Origin of the sequence: Paractinoplanes maris (genome assembly GCF_023544465.1) — a bacterium.
GTDB lineage: Bacteria > Actinomycetota > Actinomycetes > Mycobacteriales > Micromonosporaceae > Actinoplanes > Actinoplanes maris.
In genome coordinates this window covers 61,717-79,561 of record NZ_JALPVL010000018.1, presented here as the reverse complement: position 1 = coordinate 79,561, position 17,845 = coordinate 61,717, and the positions used below count along the sequence as shown (strand labels likewise).

At 70.8% G+C, this 17,845-nt stretch carries 16 protein-coding genes; 5 read left to right on the top strand and 11 right to left on the bottom strand.

Translation table 11 applies throughout. The features are described from left to right. Nucleotides 1-170: 170 nt before the first annotated feature. Nucleotides 171-752: a helix-turn-helix domain-containing protein gene (locus NAG42_RS41075; RefSeq protein WP_250037942.1), complete on the top strand. Its 582-nt coding sequence runs from the start codon at nucleotides 171-173 to the stop codon at nucleotides 750-752. Then, nucleotides 749-2,017: an MFS transporter gene (locus NAG42_RS41070; RefSeq protein WP_250037941.1), complete on the top strand. Its 1,269-nt coding sequence runs from the start codon at nucleotides 749-751 to the stop codon at nucleotides 2,015-2,017. The genes NAG42_RS41075 and NAG42_RS41070 overlap by 4 nt, the downstream gene beginning before the upstream one ends. Here the strand turns inward: NAG42_RS41070 and NAG42_RS41065 are convergent. Then, nucleotides 2,004-2,723, bottom strand: a complete 720-nt coding sequence (locus NAG42_RS41065; RefSeq protein ID WP_250037940.1) for a PP2C family protein-serine/threonine phosphatase — start codon at nucleotides 2,721-2,723, stop codon at nucleotides 2,004-2,006. The genes NAG42_RS41070 and NAG42_RS41065 overlap by 14 nt on opposite strands. A gap of 186 nt (nucleotides 2,724-2,909) precedes the next feature. Between NAG42_RS41065 and NAG42_RS41060 the strand changes: the two genes are divergently transcribed. Beyond that, nucleotides 2,910-5,384, top strand: a complete 2,475-nt coding sequence (locus NAG42_RS41060; protein WP_250037939.1) for a Tex family protein — start codon at nucleotides 2,910-2,912, stop codon at nucleotides 5,382-5,384. A 7-nt stretch (nucleotides 5,385-5,391) separates the two neighbouring features. Here NAG42_RS41060 and NAG42_RS41055 read toward each other — a convergent pair whose 3' ends face one another. Further along, the gene (locus NAG42_RS41055; RefSeq protein WP_250037938.1) at nucleotides 5,392-7,116 is read right to left on the bottom strand and encodes a serine/threonine-protein kinase; all 1,725 of its coding nucleotides are present in this window, start codon (nucleotides 7,114-7,116) and stop codon (nucleotides 5,392-5,394) included. Nucleotides 7,117-7,208: 92 nt separating this feature from the next. Between NAG42_RS41055 and NAG42_RS41050 the strand changes: the two genes are divergently transcribed. Continuing rightward, nucleotides 7,209-7,751, top strand: a complete 543-nt coding sequence (locus tag NAG42_RS41050; protein ID WP_250037937.1) for a GNAT family N-acetyltransferase — start codon at nucleotides 7,209-7,211, stop codon at nucleotides 7,749-7,751. 66 nt (nucleotides 7,752-7,817) lie between these two features. Next, nucleotides 7,818-8,201, top strand: coding sequence for a VOC family protein (locus NAG42_RS41045; RefSeq protein ID WP_250037936.1), 384 nt, complete (start codon nucleotides 7,818-7,820; stop codon nucleotides 8,199-8,201). Here NAG42_RS41045 and NAG42_RS41040 read toward each other — a convergent pair. The 9 genes from NAG42_RS41040 to treS form a co-directional block, all read right to left on the bottom strand. Next, a complete protein-coding gene (locus NAG42_RS41040; protein WP_250037935.1) occupies nucleotides 8,198-8,728 on the bottom strand; it encodes a GNAT family N-acetyltransferase in 531 nt (176 codons plus the stop codon). The genes NAG42_RS41045 and NAG42_RS41040 overlap by 4 nt on opposite strands. Nucleotides 8,729-8,761: 33 nt before the next feature. Beyond that, the gene (locus NAG42_RS41035; RefSeq protein WP_250037934.1) at nucleotides 8,762-9,322 is read right to left on the bottom strand and encodes a hypothetical protein; all 561 of its coding nucleotides are present in this window, start codon (nucleotides 9,320-9,322) and stop codon (nucleotides 8,762-8,764) included. 27 nt (nucleotides 9,323-9,349) lie between these two features. Then, a complete protein-coding gene (locus NAG42_RS41030; RefSeq protein WP_250037933.1) occupies nucleotides 9,350-10,132 on the bottom strand; it encodes an aldo/keto reductase in 783 nt (260 codons plus the stop codon). Nucleotides 10,133-10,340: 208 nt separating this feature from the next. Beyond that, nucleotides 10,341-12,029 (bottom strand): HEXXH motif domain-containing protein, encoded by a 1,689-nt coding sequence (locus tag NAG42_RS41025; protein ID WP_250037932.1) that lies wholly within the window; start codon nucleotides 12,027-12,029, stop codon nucleotides 10,341-10,343. Beyond that, nucleotides 12,013-12,303 (bottom strand): hypothetical protein, encoded by a 291-nt coding sequence (locus NAG42_RS41020; protein ID WP_250037931.1) that lies wholly within the window; start codon nucleotides 12,301-12,303, stop codon nucleotides 12,013-12,015. The genes NAG42_RS41025 and NAG42_RS41020 overlap by 17 nt, the downstream gene beginning before the upstream one ends. A 14-nt stretch (nucleotides 12,304-12,317) precedes the next feature. Further along, nucleotides 12,318-12,479: a hypothetical protein gene (locus NAG42_RS41015; RefSeq protein WP_250037930.1), complete on the bottom strand. Its 162-nt coding sequence runs from the start codon at nucleotides 12,477-12,479 to the stop codon at nucleotides 12,318-12,320. A 62-nt stretch (nucleotides 12,480-12,541) separates the two neighbouring features. Further along, complete coding sequence (glgB, locus tag NAG42_RS41010; protein ID WP_250038066.1) at nucleotides 12,542-14,680, bottom strand: 1,4-alpha-glucan branching protein GlgB; 2,139 nt, start codon at nucleotides 14,678-14,680, stop codon at nucleotides 12,542-12,544. Nucleotides 14,681-14,746: 66 nt separating this feature from the next. After that, complete coding sequence (locus tag NAG42_RS41005) at nucleotides 14,747-16,057, bottom strand: maltokinase N-terminal cap-like domain-containing protein (RefSeq protein WP_250037929.1); 1,311 nt, start codon at nucleotides 16,055-16,057, stop codon at nucleotides 14,747-14,749. Continuing rightward, complete coding sequence (treS, locus tag NAG42_RS41000; protein ID WP_250037928.1) at nucleotides 16,054-17,814, bottom strand: maltose alpha-D-glucosyltransferase; 1,761 nt, start codon at nucleotides 17,812-17,814, stop codon at nucleotides 16,054-16,056. The genes NAG42_RS41005 and treS overlap by 4 nt, the downstream gene beginning before the upstream one ends. Nucleotides 17,815-17,845: the final 31 nt, after the last annotated feature.

Here is a 17,845-nt window from a genome sequence, read left to right as displayed (position 1 = left end):
GGTGTCTCTCTCATTCCTTCTGGCTCGTTCGGCCTGATGCATCAATGGTCGGCGGTCCGCCCGCCCCGCGGCATCGGGATCTGCCCTGGCTCGACCCTGATCCACCGACCCTGAGGCTCGGCCCCGGCGACGGGGTTGCTAGAGAACTCTTTCTAAAGCATTCTCTAGGAATGACGACGCCGCACGTGCTGAAGGTCTCCGATCCGCGGACCCTCCGGGCCTACGCCCATCCGCTGCGCATCCGGCTGATCGGGCTGTTGCGCTCCGAGGGGCCGATGACGGCGACCCGGGCCGCCGCCGCGCTCGGCGACAACGTGCCGAACTGCTCGTTCCACCTGCGCCAGCTGGCCAAGTACGGCTTCGCCGAACGGGTGCCCGGGGCGGACGCCCGCGAGCGGCCCTGGCGCGCCACCGCCCGGATGACCGCGTGGGACGACGACAGTGACGACCCGGCCATGCGGGCCGCCACCGACCAGCTCAACAGCGTCCTGCTCGGCGTCTTCACCCAGCGCGCCCAGGACTATCTGGCGTCCCGTGGTGACGAGCCCACCGAGTGGCGCGCGGCCGCCGGCTTCGGCGACGCGCTGGTCCACGTCACGGCGGCCGAGCTGCGCGAGCTGGTCGAGCAGATGGAGGCCCTGACGGCCCGGTTCGCCGACCGGGGCACCGACCCCGCGGCGCGCCCCGCGGGCTCCCGCCCGGTCCAGCTGATCCAGCTGGCGATACCGCGCGGTCCGATGGGTTCGCGATGACCGCCGCCGTCGGCACCCGGGGCGGCGGGCCGGTGCGGCTGCTGCGCGAGGCGGCGTTCCGGCGTTACTGGTCGGCCCAGACCGTGTCGCTCGTCGGCGACCAGGTCACCCTCATCGCCGTACCGTTGCTGGCCGTTCTCGCCGTCGGGGCCGGCCCCGCGCAGATGGGCTATCTGACCGCGGCCTCCCTGCTGCCCAACCTCTTCCTGTCGCTGCCCGCCGGGGCCTGGGCCGATCGCCGCCGCGACAAGCGCCTCGTCATGGTCGTGGCCGACGTCAGCCGGGCGGTCCTGCTGCTCACCGTGCCGATGCTGTGGTGGGCCGGCGCGCTGACCCTGCCGCTGCTGTGCGCCGTGGCGTTCCTGGTCGGCTCGTTCTCGCTGCTGTTCGAGGTGGCGCATGCCAGCCTCTTCGCCACGCTGGTGCGCCGGGCCGACTACGTCGACGCCAACACCCTGCTCAACGGCAGCCGGGCCGCGTCGTTCGTGGCCGGCCCGAGTCTCGGCGGTGTCCTCGTGCAGTGGCTGACCGCCCCGGTCGCCCTGCTCGCCGACGTCGTGACGTACCTGGTGTCGGCGCTCTTCCTGACCCGCGTGGGCGTCCCCGAAGCCCCCGCCGGGACCGGCGAGGAGATCAAGGGCATGACCGCCGGCGTACGGTATGTCGCTCGTTCCGCCGTCCTCCGCGCGGCCCTGCTCGGCGCGACCACGCTCAACCTGTTCAACTACATCTTCGCCGCGCTGTTCGTCCTCTACGTGACCACCGAGCTGCACCTCTCCGCGGGCTCGCTGGGCCTGGTCATCGGCCTCGGCTCGATCGGCGGCCTCCTCGGCGCCGCGGTGACCGGACCGCTCAGCCGCCGCATCGGCATCGGCCCGTCGGTGATCGTCGGCTTCGTGCTCTTCCCGGCCCCGTTGATCCTGATCCCGTGGGCCTCCGGCCCGCAGTGGCTGATCTTCACCGCCCTGGTCACCGCGGAGTTCTTCGCCGCCCTGGGCGTGATGGTCCTGGACATCACCGTGGGTTCCGTCCAGACCGCGGCCACCCCGCCGTCGATGCTGGCCGTGGTGTCCGGGTTCAAACGCACCGTCAACTACGGCATCCGCCCGATCGGCGCCCTGCTCGGCGGTGCCCTGGGCGCCACCATCGGCGTCCGCCCGTCCCTGTGGATCGCCACCGTCGGGGCGGTGCTGGGCACGCTGTGGGTGTGGTTCTCCCCGATCCGCACGATGCGGGAACTGCCCGAGGCGGTCAGCTCTCCGTGATGTCGGCGACTATGACGGTCACGTTGTCGGGGGCGCCGTTCTCCAGGGTGCGGTGGACCAGCTCGGCGGCGGCGGTCTTGCGGTCGGCGTTGGCCAGCAGGGTCTCGGCGATGACGCTGTCCTCGACGTAGTCGGAGAGGCCGTCGCTGCACAGCAGGAAACGGTCGCCGGGCCGGACCGGGATCATGCGGCCGGCCGGGCGGAACGGGCCGCCCTGCACGGCCTGGGTGACCAGCGCCCGCTGGGGGTGGCGGCGGGCGTCGGCGGCGCTCAGCACACCCTGGTCGACCAAGGCCTGGACGTACGTGTCGTCCCTGGTCAGCTGGGTCAGCTCGCCGTCGCGGACGAGATAGCAGCGGGAGTCGCCCACGTTGAGCGCGGCCACCCGGTCGTCGGCCAGCATGATCGCGGTGACCGTCGTGCCCATGCCGTCGCGGGCGTCGTCGTCGGCCACCGCCGCCTCGATGCGCTCGTTCGCCGTCCCCAGCGCGGCGATCAGGTCCTGCAGCGGCTCGCCGGTGTCGGGCTTCGTGTCGACGACGCTCAGCGCCTGCACCAGGATGTCGCTCGCGAGCTCACCGGCGGGCAGACCGCCCATGCCGTCCGCGACCACGAGGAGCCGGTTCCCGACGAAGACCGCGTCCTCGTTGTTGGACCGGACCAGGCCCTGATCGGTGGCGGCGACCGCCCGGACAACAAGCGTCATGTGACAAGACTGCCAAAGCCCCGATCAGATGTCTCTAGTACCTCCTAGGTAGTGCGCTCACGAGTTTGTGTTACAAGTGGTCGGAACGTCAGGAACTGGGCAAAGACCAGGGCGGCGCCACACCGGAGGACTACCTCGCGCGGGGCGGCGGGACAAGCCGCGGGCGCGTCGGTGACAATCGTTGCCGTGACGACTGCCATCCATCAGCGCATTGCCACCGAACTCGGCGTCCGTGAGGGCCAGGTCACCGCGACGGTGGACCTCCTCGACGGCGGGGCCACGGTGCCGTTCATCGCCCGGTACCGCAAGGAGGTGACCGGCGCGCTCGACGACACGCAGCTGCGCACGCTCGAGGAGCGGCTCGGCTACCTCCGGGAGCTCGAGGACCGGCGGGCCGCCGTGCTGGAGTCGATCCGTACGCAGGGCAAGCTCGACGACGCTCTGGAGCAGGCCATCCTGGCCGCCGACTCCAAGGCCCGCCTCGAGGACATCTATCTGCCCTACAAGCCCAAGCGGCGGACCAAGGCGCAGATCGCCCGCGAGGCCGGCCTCGAGCCGCTGGCCGATCAGCTGCTCGGCGACCCCGCGCTCGACCCCAAGGAGACCGCGGCCGCCTTCGTCAACGAGTCCGTGGCCGACGTGCAGGCCGCTCTCGACGGGGCCCGGTCGATCCTCATCGAGCGCTTCGCCGAGGACGCCGACCTGATCGGTGAGCTGCGCGAGCGGATGTGGACCCGCGGCCGCCTCATCGCCAAGGTCAGCGAGGGCAAGCAGACCGAGGGCGCCAAGTTCGCCGACTACTTCGACTTCGCCGAGCCGTTCGCCAAGCTGCCCTCGCACCGGATCCTGGCCATGTTCCGCGGCGAGAAGGAGAACGTGCTCGACCTGACCATGGAGCCCGAGCCGGAGGACGAGTCGACCTTCGAGCCGCGGGTCGCCGGGCGTTTCGACATCTCGGATCACGGGCGCCCCGGCGACCGCTGGCTGCTCGACACGGTGCGCTGGGCCTGGCGGACCCGGATCCTCATCCACCTCGGCGCCGACCTGCGGGTCCGGCTGTGGCAGGCGGCCGAGGAGGAGGCCGTCCGGGTCTTCGCGGCCAACCTGCGCGATCTGCTCCTCGCCGCCCCGGCCGGCACGCGGGCCACCATGGGCCTCGACCCCGGTTTCCGTACGGGGGTGAAGGTGGCCGTGGTCGACCCGACCGGCAAGGTCGTCGCCACCGACGTGATCTATCCGCACGTGCCGCAGAACAAATGGGACGAGTCGATCCACCGGCTGGCCGCCCTGGCCAGCAAGCACAATGTCGACCTGATCGCGATCGGCAACGGCACGGCCTCGCGCGAGACCGACAAGCTGGCGGCCGACCTGATCAAGCGGCACCCCGAGGCCAACCTGACCAAGGTCATGGTGTCGGAGGCGGGCGCGTCGGTCTACAGCGCCTCGGCCTACGCGGCCCAGGAGCTGCCCGGCATGGACGTGTCGCTGCGCGGTGCGGTGTCGATCGCCCGCCGCCTGCAGGACCCGCTGGCCGAGCTGGTCAAGATCGACCCGCGCTCCATCGGCGTCGGGCAGTACCAGCACGACCTGTCCGAGTCGAAGCTGTCGAAGTCGCTCGACGCGGTGGTCGAGGACTGTGTGAACGCGGTCGGCGTCGACATCAACACCGCCTCGGCACCGCTGCTGTCCCGGGTCTCCGGCATCACCACCGGCCTGGCCGAGAACATCGTGCTGCACCGCGACGGGAACGGCCCGTTCAAGAACCGCAACGAGATCAAGAAGGTGGCCCGGCTCGGGCCGAAGGCGTTCGAGCAGTGCGCGGGCTTCCTGCGCATCCCGGACGGTGACGATCCGCTCGACTCGTCGGCGGTGCACCCGGAGTCGTACCCGGTGGTCCGGACGATCCTGGCCGAGGCCAAGACCGACATCAAGGCGCTGATCGGCAACAGCCCGCTGCTGCGCGCGCTGCGGCCGGAGCAGTTCGTCACCGACACGGTCGGCGTGCTCACGGTGACCGACATCCTGCGCGAGCTCGACAAGCCGGGCCGGGACCCGCGCCCCGAGTTCACCACGGCCACGTTCGCCGAGGGCATCGAGAAGATCGGCCACCTCAAGCCGGGCATGGTGCTCGAGGGGGTGGTGACCAACGTGGCCGCGTTCGGCGCGTTCGTCGACGTCGGCGTCCACCAGGACGGCCTGGTGCACGTGTCGGCGCTGTCGAACACCTTCGTCAAGGACCCGCGCGAGGTCGTGAAGTCGGGTGACGTGGTGAAGGTGCGGGTGGTCGAGGTCGACGAGGCGCGCAAGCGGATCTCGCTGACCATGCGGCTGACCGACGAGCCGGTGCGCAAGCCGCGCGAGGACCGTGGGCCGGGGGCGCCGGGTGAGGGTGGCCAGGGCGGCCGGCCGCGCCAGGGTGGTGGTGGCCAGGGCGGTGGTGGCCAGGGTGGTGGTGGCCAGGGCGGTGGTGGTCAGCTGCGCCAGGGTGGTGGCCAGCCGCGCCAGGGTGGTCAGCAGCGTCAGGGCGGTGGTCAGCAGCGTCAGAGTGGCGGTCAGCAGCGGCAGGGCGGTCAGCAGCGGCAGCAGTCGCAGTCTCAGTCGAGCTTCAACGGGGGCGCGATGGCCGACGCGCTGCGCCGGGCCGGCCTGACCAAGGACTGATCGGGACTCAGCGGGGGCCGGCGGTCGCCGGCCCCCGCACCTCGATGTGGTCGAACGCGACCTCGGCGCTCCCGGTGTCGAGCGCGTCCCGGTCGAGGAAGACGCCCAGCAGCACCCGGTTTCCGCTGATCTCGGCCTCGCCCAGGGGCGCGTCGCCGAGCGGCACGCCGTCGCGGCTCACGGTCACCATGTCGCCCAGGACGCGCAGGCCGATGCGGACGGGTGGGCCGCCGACCGCGATCGGGTTGTCGAGCGGCAGCGTGCGGCTGACCGAGACGTCGGCACTCTGGTGCGTGCCGACGAAGATGTTGCCCTGGCAGACCCGGATCAGGTGACCGCCGCGCGGCAGCTTGAAGTGGAACCAGACGGCGGCGCAGGCGCCCGCGCTGATCAGCCGCACGCCGACCTCGATGTTCAGGTCGTCGGGCAGTGTGTCCTGCGGGCCGCGGCACTTGTAGAGGGGCTTGGCGTCGATGCGCACGTGCAGCTGACCGCCGGTGAAGACGCAGGACGAGCGGCCGTCGGGCTCGGTCTTGGCCAGCCACAGCCGGTCCTTGTCGAGGTCGTCGGCGAGCAGCAGCGGGCCCGGCGGAGCGGTCGAGGTGGCCGGGGTGGCCACCGGTGACGACTGACCCGCCTCGGCCGTCGTCGTGGCCGGCGGCGGACCGAAAACGATCATCATGGAGCCGGTGATCACGGCCAGCACGAGCAGAGCGATCGCGACCGGCAGGAACCAGCGGCGGCGACGGCTCGGAGAGTCGGGCTCGTCCATGCCCGGGATGGCCGGCACTTCCACGATCGGATCGTCGGACGGTGGCACGGCCACCAGACCGGTCACCGACTGGGCCCGGCTGGCGGCGGCCCGCAGATCGGGCTGACCGGCCAGCGCGGCGGCGGTGGCGGCGGGCCGGGACGGACCGGCGACCAGCCGATCCAGCAGCTCACGGGCCGAGGGCCGGTCGGCCGGCTCCTTGCTCAGCGCGGACGAGACCAGCTCGCGCAAGGGATCGGCCAGGCCGGACAGATCGGGATCCTGGGTGAGGATGCGACCGGCGGTGGCCAGCGGCGAGTCGCCCTCGAAGGGGGTGCGGCCGGTGCCCGCATACATGACGACGCCGCCCCACGCGAAGATGTCGGCCGCCGCGGTGAGCGGGACGTCGGCCTCGCCGAACCGCTCCGGCGCCATGTAGGCGACCGTGCCCATCATGAACTCGGGCGACGTGTTGCCGGTGGCGGTGCTCCCGACCGCCCGCGCAATACCGAAATCGATCACCTTGGGCGTGCCCGGCGCGAGCAGCACGTTGCGCGGCTTGAGATCGCGGTGGATGACGCCCGCGCCGTGGATCGCGGTGAGCGCGGTCGCCACGCCGATGGCGACACTGTGCAGATTGGCCGCGGTCAGCGGGCCGCGCTCGTCGACCACCTCGGCCAGCGTGGGACCGTCGACGTACTCGACGACCAGATAGGGGTGCTCCGCGTCGGGGTCGGCGTCGAGCACCTCGGCCGTGCAGAACGGCGGCACCTGCCGGGCCCGGGCCACCTCACTGCGGAACCGGCGGCGGAACTCGTCGTCCGGCGCCAGGTCGGCCCGCACGACTTTGACAGCCACCTGCGTGCCGGCCGCCGTCCTGGCCAGATAGACGGTGCCCATGCCGCCCTCGCCGAGCCGGCCGACAAGCTCGTAGGAGCCCAGCCGGGCCGGATCGTGCGAACGTAGTGGCTCCGGACGCATGACCGCCCCCAGTCCCGGAGAAATAAGAAGCCGTCACTGTATCGGGTGGTGTCCCGGCGTTCGCTGTCACTGTCGGGGTTTATCCTCGGCGAATGTTGATCGCGACCGAGCGGCTGGTGCTGCGGCGCTTCCGCCAGGCCGACGCCGGGCGGCTGGCCGAGTACCGATCGGACCCCGAGATCGCCCGTTACCAGTCGTGGGACGCCCCGTTCCCGCTGCTGCGGGCCGAGACCGCGGTGGCGAACTTCATCGCCTCCGATCCCGGCAAACCCGGCTGGTTCCAGTACGCGATCGAACGTACCGCCGACCGCGCGCTCGTCGGTGACGTGGCCGTCCACCTGCACGACAACCTGATGCAGGCCGAGATCGGCTTCACCCTGGCCAAGGAGCACCAGAAGCAGGGGTACGCCTTCGAGGCGGTCAGCGCCGTGCTGGATCGGCTGTTCCGGGTGCAGGGGCTGCACAAGGTGGCGGGGGAGTGCGACGCCCGCAACGTGGCGTCGGCCGGCCTGCTCGAGCGGCTCGGCTTCACCCGCGAGGGCCTGCTGCGGCAGCAGACCTACATCAAGGGTGAGTGGACCGACGACCTTCTCTACGGCCTGCTGTCCGCGGAGTGGCTGATCCCGGCACCGTGACGACGATGTCGTACCGGTGTGGTTGAGTCGGCGCCGGAGAGATTCGAGCACGGAGGAGTGTTGAGCGTGGCCCATCGCAGTCGCCTGTCCACCATTCTGATCGACGTACCGGCGGAGGAGACCGGCCGCGCGGCCGCGTTCTGGTCGGGTGCGCTGGGTGTGGAGGCGAAACCGGTGCCCGACGAGCCGCAGTTCACGTCGTTGCCTGGCGTGCTGCCCGGGCTCAGTCTGGCCATCCAGTCGATCGACGGCACGGCTCGTTATCACTTCGACTTCGAGACCGACGACGTCGAGGCCGAGACCGCGCGGCTGATCGCGCTTGGCGCCGAGCAGATCGACCAGTGGCTCGACTGCCACATCCTGCGCGTCCCGGGTGGTCAGCTGGCCTGCGTGATCCCCCGGCACAGCGACGACGAGACCTTCGACCGACTGGCCACCAGCTGGGGTTAGCCGCGACGCAGCAGGTGGTGGACGATGCCCTCCTCGTCGGGCGCGGGGTCGTCGGGGTGGAAGCCGGCGGCCGCGGCGCAGCGGGTGCTGGCCGCGTTCTCCGGTTCGATGCCGGCCGTGAAGAGCACGACGTCGGCCACCGCGGGGTGCGCGATCAGCGCGAGCAGCGTCGCGGTGCCGTATCCCTGCCGCCACCGCCCGGGGTCGACGACGTAGGCGAAGCCCATCTCGGACCCGTTGCCGGCGGCGTGGGCGGGGCCCAGCTCGGGTCCGGAGGTGTAGACGTCGCCGCCGATCAGGGCCACCGGCTTGCCGTCGGTGTCGAGGGCCACCCACGTGTGGTCGCGCAGCACTCGCCGGCCGCGGAAGATTTCGCCGATGCCGTGGCCCCGCAGCCGTAACGCCCGGGCCGGCCAGTCCGGGCCGCCGAGCCACCGCTGCACCTCGGCGTGGGCGAACCACACCTGCACGGCGGGCAGCAGGTCCTCGGTGAACGGCACCAACGTGACGGGCGGCAACTCGCTCATGCCCACACAGTGTCAGCTGCGTGCCCACCCGGCCTACGGCGTCAGCGTCGACAGTCCGTCGACATCCATCAGGGCACCGAAGAAGAGCACGATCCCCAGCAGCACCGCCACCGCGTGCGGGAGGAAGACGTGGGGCATCCACGGCGCCTGCGCCAGCATCTTTCGGACCTCCTCCGGCGTCCTCCGCTGTGGAGGGTCGAGCCGGAAGTCCGGTCCGGCGCCGGTGTAACCCCAGTACCAGTCGACCAGCGGGGCCGACACTCCCACGCCGTCGACGGTCTGATGGTTGAGGTGGTAGGCCGCGACCTCGATGTCGCGCATCCGGGCGTAATAGTGCATCTGGTGGCGCTTCACCTGCGCGTCGATGAACCAGAACCCCAGCGCGGTGGCCGCCGCTATGGCGAAGAGCGCGTAATGCCCCGTCTGGAAGCCGAGCCCGAGCCCGGCCAGGGACAGGGTGACCGACCAACCCTTGACGATCATCAGGCGGCCGTCGAACTCCGACACGATCTTGAGCAGGCCTTGGTGCTCGGTGCCCAGATCCTGGCGCAAGGCCTCGGCGGCCGCGGTCAGCTCGGCGGGAGGGGTGTCCATGTCGTCCATGATGACGGAAGGCGCGAGCTAGTCGATGCGGGACTTCTGGCCGGCGGTGAGGCTCAGCCGCTCGGCGGCCTGGTTCTGCTCCAGGTGGGCGAGCTGGGCGGTGCCGGGGATGGGCAGCATGACGGGGGAGCGGGCCAGCAACCAGGCCAGCGCGACCTGGGCGGGGGTGGCGCCGAGCTCGGCCGCGACGGTCTCGACCTCGCCCCCGGCGTGGGCCAGCGGGCGCCACGGCAGGAAGACGATGCCCAGCCGGGTGCACGCCCGCAGGACCGGCTCGTGGGTGCGGTCGGCAATGTTGTAGCGGTTCTGGACAGTGGCGACGTCGGTGATGGCGCGGGCTTCGTCCAGCTGTGCGACCGAGACCTCGGACAGGCCGATCCGGGCCGCCTTGCCTTCGGCGACCAGCTCGCCCAGCGTGCCGACCTGGTCGGCCAGGGGCACGTCGGGGTCGATCCGGTGGAGCTGCAGCAGCGCGATCTGCTCGACGCGCAGGCGGCTCAGGCAGCCGTCCACCTGACGGCGTAACGAGTCGGGCCGGCCGTCGAGCCGCCAGTCGCTCAGGTCCCCCGAGCCGGTGACGCCGACCTTGGTCGTGATCGTCACGGTCGACGGGTACGGGTGGAGGGCCTCGGCGATGAGCTCCTCGTTGGCGCCGCCGCCGTAGAGGTAGGCCGTGTCGATCAGCGGCACCCCGAGCTCGACAGCCCGCCGCAGCACAGCCACCGACGCCGCCCGCTCACCCGCCGACGTAGGCAACTGCATCGCCCCGAACCCGATCCGCCCACCACTCACATGCGGCACCGTCGCCCCTTTCCGCCGGCCCCCGAGAGCCCGGCGCCTCGCAGACTAGTTCCTCCACCGGACGCACGCTGTCCTCATCGGACACCCGGCCGGCGGCGGCGAGTCGAACAGGGCCGGTGCCAGCAGGGGACAAGCCGGACACCGGAGGTGCCGATCAGCAGCAGGGCGTTGCCGCTCCACAAGGCGAGGAAGCGCCGGTTGGCCAGGATCAAGCGGAGAGCCAGGCGGTGAGCTCGACGATGTCGCCCGGCGCGGCTCGGTGCAGCGCCACGACCACCTCGGGCCGTTGGAACAGCGCGCTGACCGACTCCTCGTCGGTCAGGTGCCGCAGGCTCAGGGCCAGGCCCGCCCACGACTCGGGGCTGTCCGGCGACTCGGCGATCTCCGCGGTGTAGAGCGTCAGCGCCCGCTCGTGATCGCCCTCGGTGTAGGCCAGGTCGGAGGCCGGGATCGCGGCGTCCGGTCGCACCCCGGCCGCCTGGTTCATCTTGAGGTAGCCGACCGGCAACCGGGTGCGGGACGGGACCGTCGGCGCCGGGACCACGGCCGACTCGGGCAGGGGACCCGCACTCAGCCCGGCCAGCCGCCGTTGGTGCAGGTCAGAGACGTCGACGGTCATGTTGCGGACCCGCCACGCGACCAGGTGACCGGCCGAGGCCTCGCGGGCCAGCGACTCCAGGCGGCCGGGTACGGTCTCGTGCGACCAGTGCCGGACAGCCGTGCCCATCGCGTCGACGAAGGCCGTCCCGGCCTCGGTCAGCAGCGGCGAGGCGGCCGCCACGAGCAGCGCCTGCCGCACCTGGGAGCGCCAGCGGGCGAACTCGACGTCGGCCATGGCCGACTTGGCTCCGGCCTCGTGCCGATAGGTGCGCCAGAAGTCGGTGACCCCGATGTGCGCGTAGATGCCCTGCAGCAGACCGGACAACGGCCGCGGGTCGTCGCGCCACGGGGCGTACAGATCCTTGACGCCCGACGGCTTCTGCAGCTCGACCTGGTCGGTGAGCGCGTTGAGCTTGGCGTGCTGGCATTCGTGAATGAGCGTCAGCGCGAACTGGTGCGGCCCGCCCGCGGCGCTCATGTTCACCCCGCCGTAGGCGTACAGCGACGTGTTGCTGACCCCGTTGGCCACCGGCTCCGCGGTCAGCGGCACCACTGACCGCAGCACCTGGTCGATCCCGGCCGAGTAGTCCTCGTACTGCCGCCGGAGGATCTCGAGCCCGCCGAGGAAGGCCCGGGACCAGGCCGCCGCCTGCGCCGCGGTCAGTCGCGGGGGCGGAGCGGTCAACTGCGCTTTCGTGTACGGGTCGGAGAAGTCCCGGAACGGGTCGAGGTCGTCGAGGAGGACCGTCCGCAGATCTGAATACGTCGCACCCAGCTTGCGCAGCGGGAGCCACCGCTCGTCGGCCTCGCTGCCCGGGTCGCGCACCAGCAGCCGGGTGTCACCCATGGTGAACTCGAACCGTCCCGACAGCGTCGCCAACCCGTGCGTGCCGGGCGGGGCGAGCCGGGCCAGGCCGAGCCCCGGCAGCATGACCGCGCCGTCGCGCACCACGACCTCGACGCTGCCGGCCTGTCGCGACGTGATGAACTGCGCGGCCCGCAACCAGCCCAGATAGCCGAGGTCGGCCCAGAGCGGCACCTCCCCGCCGGGGTGGTTGAGCCGCCGCAGGCAGCGTACGAGCCAGACGCCGAGGTTGGGGTGGTCCAGCATCTCGTCGGTGACGTGCCGGGCCGCCTCGGCCAGACCGGACCGTTCGATGCCGCCGGCGTCGTTCAGGAGCATGCGCAGCAGCACCCGCCGCTTCTGCCGCTGACCCGCCGCGAGCCGGGCCAGGCCCTCGGCCGATCCGAAGCCGGTGCCGAGATCGCGCACCAGCGGGTCAATCCCGGTCTGCACCCGGCGGCCTCCTTGTCCGGATCGTCGCCAGCTCGCCGGACACGCGGTCCTGGATGTGGCCGATGAACAGGGCCAGGTCCGCGCAGTAGACGGAGGGGTTGAGGAAGCCGGTGTCCTCGTGAAAGCGGTGGGTGTAGTTGCCCGCCCCGCACACCTCGTGGATCGCGCACTCGCGGCTGTGAATCTTGACGACGAACTGGTTGAAGCGCTTGGGCTGCCACCCGTCGGCCGTCAGCGCCGTCACGTCGAGGCCGTCGGGCCATCGGACGTCCATGGTGGGGGCGGCGACTAGAGATCGGCGTCCACGAACGAGGTGAACCCGCCGGGGCCTTCCTGGTCCTCCGGGGAGTACACGCGCTCGACGGCGGCGCGCAGGGCCGGGCTGAGCTCGGCCAGAAGGTCGTCGTCGGCCTGGTCGAGGCCGGTGGTCTCCAGCGCGGGGCTCTCCATGGGCGCACCTCCGTCGGGTTCCGGCCCGCCGGGGACGAATCCCCGGCGGGCTCTCCTAGAACCTATTGACGAATGTCGACCGATTCAAGAGGTGTCTCCGGGGCGAGGCGGAGCCAGACCGCACCGAGCGGCGGCACCCGCAGCGACACCGACTGGTCGAAGCCGTGCCAGGCCAGGTCGTCGGTCTGGACCTCGCCCAGGTTGCCGACCCCGGAGCCGCCGTACAGCTCGCTGTCGGTGTTGATGACCTCTTCCCAGCGGCCGGGGCGGGGCAGGCCGATGCGGTAGCCCTCGTGCGGCACGGCGGCGAAGTTCACCACACAGGCCAGCGGGTCGCCGTTCGGCGCGAACCGCACGAACGAGAACGTGTTGTGCTGCGAGTCCTCGCTGGTGATCCAGCGGAAGCCGCTGGCCGAGGTGTCCTGCGTCCACAGCGCGGGCGTGTCCTTGTAGACCCGGTTGAGGTCTTTGACCAGGGACTGCACGCCGCCGAACTGCGGGTCCTCGGGCAGCTCCCAGTCGAGCCCGCGCTCCTCGCTCCACTCGCGCAGGTCACCCATCTCGCCACCCATGAACAGCAGCTGCTTGCCGGTGAAGGCCCACATGAAGCCGAGCAGGGCGCGGGTGTTGGCCAGTTTCTGCCACAGGTCGCCGGGCATCTTGCCGGTCAGCGAGCCCTTGCCGTGCACGACCTCGTCGTGGCTGATCGGCAGGATGTAGTTCTCGCTCCAGGCGTACACCGTCGCGAAGGTCATCTGGTGGTGGTGCCACTGGCGGTGGATCGGCTCCTTCTCCATGTAGGACAAGGTGTCGTTCATCCAGCCCATGTTCCACTTGAAGCCGAACCCGAGGCCGCCCAGGTGGGTGGGGCGGGTGACGCCCGGCCACGCGGTCGACTCCTCGGCGATGGTGATCGCGCCGGGGTAGTTCTTGTAGACGGTCGCGTTCATCTCCTGCAGGAAGCTGATCGCGTCGAGGTTCTCCCGGCCGCCGTACTGGTTGGGGGTCCACTCGCCGTCCTTGCGCGAGTAGTCCAGGTAGAGCATCGAGGCCACCGCGTCGACCCGCAGGCCGTCGGCGTGGAACTCCTCGCACCAGTAGAGCGCGTTGGCCACCAGGAAGTTGCGGACCTCGGTGCGGCCGAAGTCGAAGACGTACGTACCCCAGTCGGGGTGCTCGCCGCGGCGCCAGTCACCGTGCTCGTAGAGCGGGGTGCCGTCGAAGCGGGCGAGGGCCCAGGCGTCCTTCGGGAAGTGCGCCGGCACCCAGTCGAAGATCACGCCGATGCCGGCCTGGTGCAGCTTGTCGATCAGGTGGCGGAACTCGTCGGGCGAGCCGAAACGCGAGGTCGGCGCGTAGTAGCCGGTGACCTGGTAACCCCAGGAGCCGCCGAACGGGTGCTCCATGACCGGCATCAGCTCGACGTGGGTGAAGCCCATCTCGACCACGTACTCGACCAGCTGGTCGGCCAGCTCGGTGTAGGACAGGCCGGGCCGCCACGAGCCGAGGTGCACCTCGTAGGCGCTCATCGGCTCCTGGTGCCACTGCTTGGCCGCCCGCTCGGTCATCCAGGCGTCGTCGGCCCACTCGTACGAGGACTGGTAGACGACCGACGCGGTGGCCGGCGGCACCTCGGTGTGCTGGGCGATCGGGTCGGCGTGCTCGCGCCACACCCCGTCGCGCCCGAGGACCTTGAACTTGTACTTGCTGCCGACCTCGGCGTCGGGCAGGTAGATCTCCCACACGCCGCTGGAGCCGAGCGAGCGCATCGGCCAGCCGTCGTACGGTCCCCAGCCGGTGAAGTCGCCGATCACCTGCACGCCGCGGGCGCTCGGGGCCCACACGGCGAACCCGACGCCCTGCTCCCGCGGCTGCGCGCCGAGCACCTTCCACAGCTTCTCGTGCCGGCCCTCGCCGATCAGGTGCAGGTCGAGCTCGCCCAGCGTCGGCAGGTGCCGGTAGGGGTCGTCGACCAGATCACCGTCGACGTCGAGGCGGTAGTCGAGCACCAGCCCGGGGACCTCCGCGGCGAACAGGCCGTCCGGGTGCACCGGGGTCATCTCGACGCGCTCACCCTCGTGGACGAGCGTGACCGCCTTGGCCCCCTTGCGCAGCGTCCGGATGATCGTGTTCCCCCCGCTCGGGTGAGCGCCGAGGATGCCGTGCGGATCATGGGTGTCACCGGCCACCACGCTGTTCATGGCGCGCTGGTCGGCGGCGAGCGGGGTGGCGGAGTGGCCGATCACGAGGGGATCTCCTTCGGGTTCTTAGCTGACGAGGCGCGAGATGGAGCGCAACGGGATGCGCAGCCATCCGGGCCGGTGCCGGGATTCGTACGCGGCCTCGTAGACCGCCTTGTCGAGCTCGTAGGCCGCCAGCAGCGAGCCCTGCTCACGCGGGTCGGTGCCGGAGACGTGCGCGTAGCCGTCGCAGAACGCGGCCCGGTTGCGGTCGACCCACTCGCGGGCCCGCGCGGCCAGGTGCTCGTCGTCGTCCTGGTCGACCAGCAACTGATAGGCCGCGTACTCGTAGGAGCGCAGCACCCCGGCCACGTCCCGCAGCGGCGAGTCGGGCATCCGGCGCTCGTCGAGCGGCTGGCCCGGTTCGCCCTCGAAGTCGATCAGCAGCCAGCCCTCGGGCACCCGCAGCACCTGGCCCAGATGCAGGTCGCCGTGCACCCGCTGCACGTCGATCGGTGTGCCGTCGAGTTCGCGGAACCGGGCCTCGATGGCCGGGACGTACTGCTGGATCTCGGCCACCGCCTGGGCCGTGCTGCGCAACCGGGCCAGGACGGAGTCGACCGGGAACACCGAGGGGCCGGCCCCGAGGGCCGCGGCCAGGTCGGCGTGCACCGCCGCGACCGCCTCGCCCAGCCGGTAGGACTCGCCCTGGAAGTCGCCGCCCACCTGGTCGGCGCGCATCTCGGCGTCGGCGAACAGGTCACGCGCCGAGGCGGTGGCCATGGCCCAGCCCTCGGCCGAATTCCCCGCGTACGCCGTCACCATGCCCAGCGGACACGGTTCGCCGCTCTCGGTCGTCTGGAACGAGCCGAGCAGCCGGGCCACGTGCGGGTTCTCCTGGCGGGCGAGCACGCGGTTGAGTTCGACGTCGGGGTTGATGCCGGCCGAGACGCGGCGGAACACCTTGAGGATCGCGTCCTGCTCGAAGATGACGCTGGTGTTGCTCTGCTCGGAGTCGAAGACCCGCGGCCAGGCCTCGATCGGGAAGGTCGCCCCCGGCTCGGGCTCGAAGGAGACGTCCCCGCGGGTGCCGCCGGCCGCGATCAGCGCGAGCAGCTTGCGGGCGGCGTTGGTGTCGTAGAGCGCGTCGTAGCCGGTCCGGTCGCCGTCGGTGCCGATCGTCGCCACCTCGCTGTACTCGACGATCGGACCCGACTCCCAGGCCACGACCACCTGGTACCGCTCGGAGCTGCCGTCGGTGTACTCCACGTCGATCAGCACCAGGTCGAGGTTGTCGTCGAGCGCGGTGCTCGACGCCTCCTTGACCGAGGACAGGGTGCGGGATCGGCCGGCGTACCACCGTTGCAGGGGCAGCCATTCGGCGAAAGGCAACGTCATTGCTTCTCCTCGGACCCGCACAGCTGGAACCAGTAGAAGCCGTGCCCGGGGAGCGTGAGCAGGTACGGCAGCTGGCCGATGCGCGGGAAGTTCACGTGCCCGGTCAGTTCGACGGGTGTGTACCCGTTCCAGTGCTGCAGGTTCAGCTCGATCGGTTGCGGGAAGCGCGACAGGTTGTTCACGCAGAGCACGACGTCGTCGCCGTCCTCGCGCAGGTACGCCAGCACCGACGGGTTGGATCCGCCCAGCTCGCGGAAGGTCCCGACGGCGAACGCTTCGTGGCGGCGTCGCACCGCCAGCATCGTACGCGTCCAGTTCAGCAGCGACGTGGAGCTGTCGCGCTGGGCCTCCACGTTCACCGCCTGGTAGCCGTAGACCGGGTCCTGGTTGGCCGGCAGGTAGAGCCGCCCGGGGTGGGCCGTCGAGAAGCCGGCGTTACGGTCCGGGGTCCACTGCATCGGCGTGCGCACGCCGTCGCGGTCACCGAGCCAGATGTTGTCGCCCATGCCGATCTCGTCGCCGTAGTAGAGCACCGGCGAGCCCGGCAGCGACAGCAGCATGGCGGTGAACAGCTCGATCTGATTGCGGTCGTTCTCGAGCAGCGGGGCCAGCCGCCGGCGGATGCCGACGTTCGCCTTCATCCGCGGGTCCTTGGCGTACTCCGAGTACATGTAGTCGCGCTCTTCGTCGGTGACCATCTCGAGCGTGAGCTCGTCGTGGTTACGCAGGAAGATGCCCCATTGGCAGTTGTCCGGGATGGCCGGCGTCTGCGCCATGATCTCGGAGATCGGGAAGCGGGACTCGCGGCGCACCGCCATGAAGATCCGCGGCATCAGCGGGAAGTGGAACGCCATGTGGCACTCGTCGCCGCCGGCTTTCGAGTCACCGAAATACTCGACCACGTCGGCCGGCCACTGGTTGGCCTCGGCCAGCAGCACGCGCCCGGGGAACTCGTCGTCGATCACCTTGCGGCAGTGCTTGAGGAAGGCGTGCGTCTCGGGCAGGTTCTCGCCGTTGGTGCCCTCGCGCTCGAACAGGTAGGGCACCGCGTCCAGCCGGAAGCCGTCGATGCCCAGGTCGAGCCAGAAGCGCAGCACGTCGAGCATCGCGTTCTGCACGGCCGGGTTGTCGTAGTTGAGGTCGGGCTGGTGCGAGAAGAAGCGGTGCCAGAAGAACTGCCGGCGCACCGGGTCGAACGTCCAGTTCGACTCCTCGGTGTCGACGAAGATGACCCGGGCGTCCTCGTACTTCTCGGAGGTGTCGCTCCAGACGTAGAAGTCGCCGTACGGCCCCTCGGGGTCGCGCCGCGACTCCTGGAACCACAGGTGCTGGTCCGAGGTGTGGTTCATGACCAGGTCGGTGATCACCCGGATGCCGCGCTTGTGAGCCGCGTCGAGCAGGGCTACGAAGTCCTCGACCGTGCCGAACTCGGGCAGCACCTTGTAGAAGTCGCTGATGTCGTAGCCGCCGTCGCGCAGCGGCGACTCGTAGAACGGCGGCAGCCACAGGCAGTCGACGCCGAGCCACTGCAGATAGTCGAGGCGTTCGATCAGGCCGCGGAGGTCGCCCGAGCCGTCCGTGCCGGAGTCGTAGAACGCCCGGACCAGAACCTCGTAGAAGACGGCTCGCTGGAACCACGTCCGGTCGGCCGGCAGGGTCCGGGCGTGCTCGAAGTCCTCCGCGTTCGGGTGCTCGACCACGCCCTGCTCGACGTGGCTGCCCTCCGCGGGATCGACGCTGAGTTCGTTCTGGTCCATCAGGTTCCCCACCTACCCACCCGCAGGTACT

What these genes read in the sequence shown, in the direction of transcription:
- NAG42_RS41075 (WP_250037942.1), top strand. Translation starts at nt 171, where the DNA reads ATGACGACGCCGCACGTGCTGAAGGTCTCCGATCCGCGGACCCTCCGG.
- NAG42_RS41070 (WP_250037941.1), top strand. Translation starts at nt 749, where the DNA reads ATGACCGCCGCCGTCGGCACCCGGGGCGGCGGGCCGGTGCGGCTGCTG.
- NAG42_RS41065 (WP_250037940.1), bottom strand. Translation starts at nt 2,723, where the DNA reads ATGACGCTTGTTGTCCGGGCGGTCGCCGCCACCGATCAGGGCCTGGTC.
- NAG42_RS41055 (WP_250037938.1), bottom strand. Translation starts at nt 7,116, where the DNA reads ATGCGTCCGGAGCCACTACGTTCGCACGATCCGGCCCGGCTGGGCTCC.
- NAG42_RS41050 (WP_250037937.1), top strand. Translation starts at nt 7,209, where the DNA reads ATGTTGATCGCGACCGAGCGGCTGGTGCTGCGGCGCTTCCGCCAGGCC.
- NAG42_RS41040 (WP_250037935.1), bottom strand. Translation starts at nt 8,728, where the DNA reads ATGAGCGAGTTGCCGCCCGTCACGTTGGTGCCGTTCACCGAGGACCTG.
- NAG42_RS41035 (WP_250037934.1), bottom strand. Translation starts at nt 9,322, where the DNA reads ATGGACACCCCTCCCGCCGAGCTGACCGCGGCCGCCGAGGCCTTGCGC.
- NAG42_RS41020 (WP_250037931.1), bottom strand. Translation starts at nt 12,303, where the DNA reads ATGGACGTCCGATGGCCCGACGGCCTCGACGTGACGGCGCTGACGGCC.
- NAG42_RS41015 (WP_250037930.1), bottom strand. Translation starts at nt 12,479, where the DNA reads ATGGAGAGCCCCGCGCTGGAGACCACCGGCCTCGACCAGGCCGACGAC.
- glgB (WP_250038066.1), bottom strand. Translation starts at nt 14,680, where the DNA reads ATGAACAGCGTGGTGGCCGGTGACACCCATGATCCGCACGGCATCCTC.
- NAG42_RS41005 (WP_250037929.1), bottom strand. Translation starts at nt 16,057, where the DNA reads ATGACGTTGCCTTTCGCCGAATGGCTGCCCCTGCAACGGTGGTACGCC.
- treS (WP_250037928.1), bottom strand. Translation starts at nt 17,814, where the DNA reads ATGGACCAGAACGAACTCAGCGTCGATCCCGCGGAGGGCAGCCACGTC.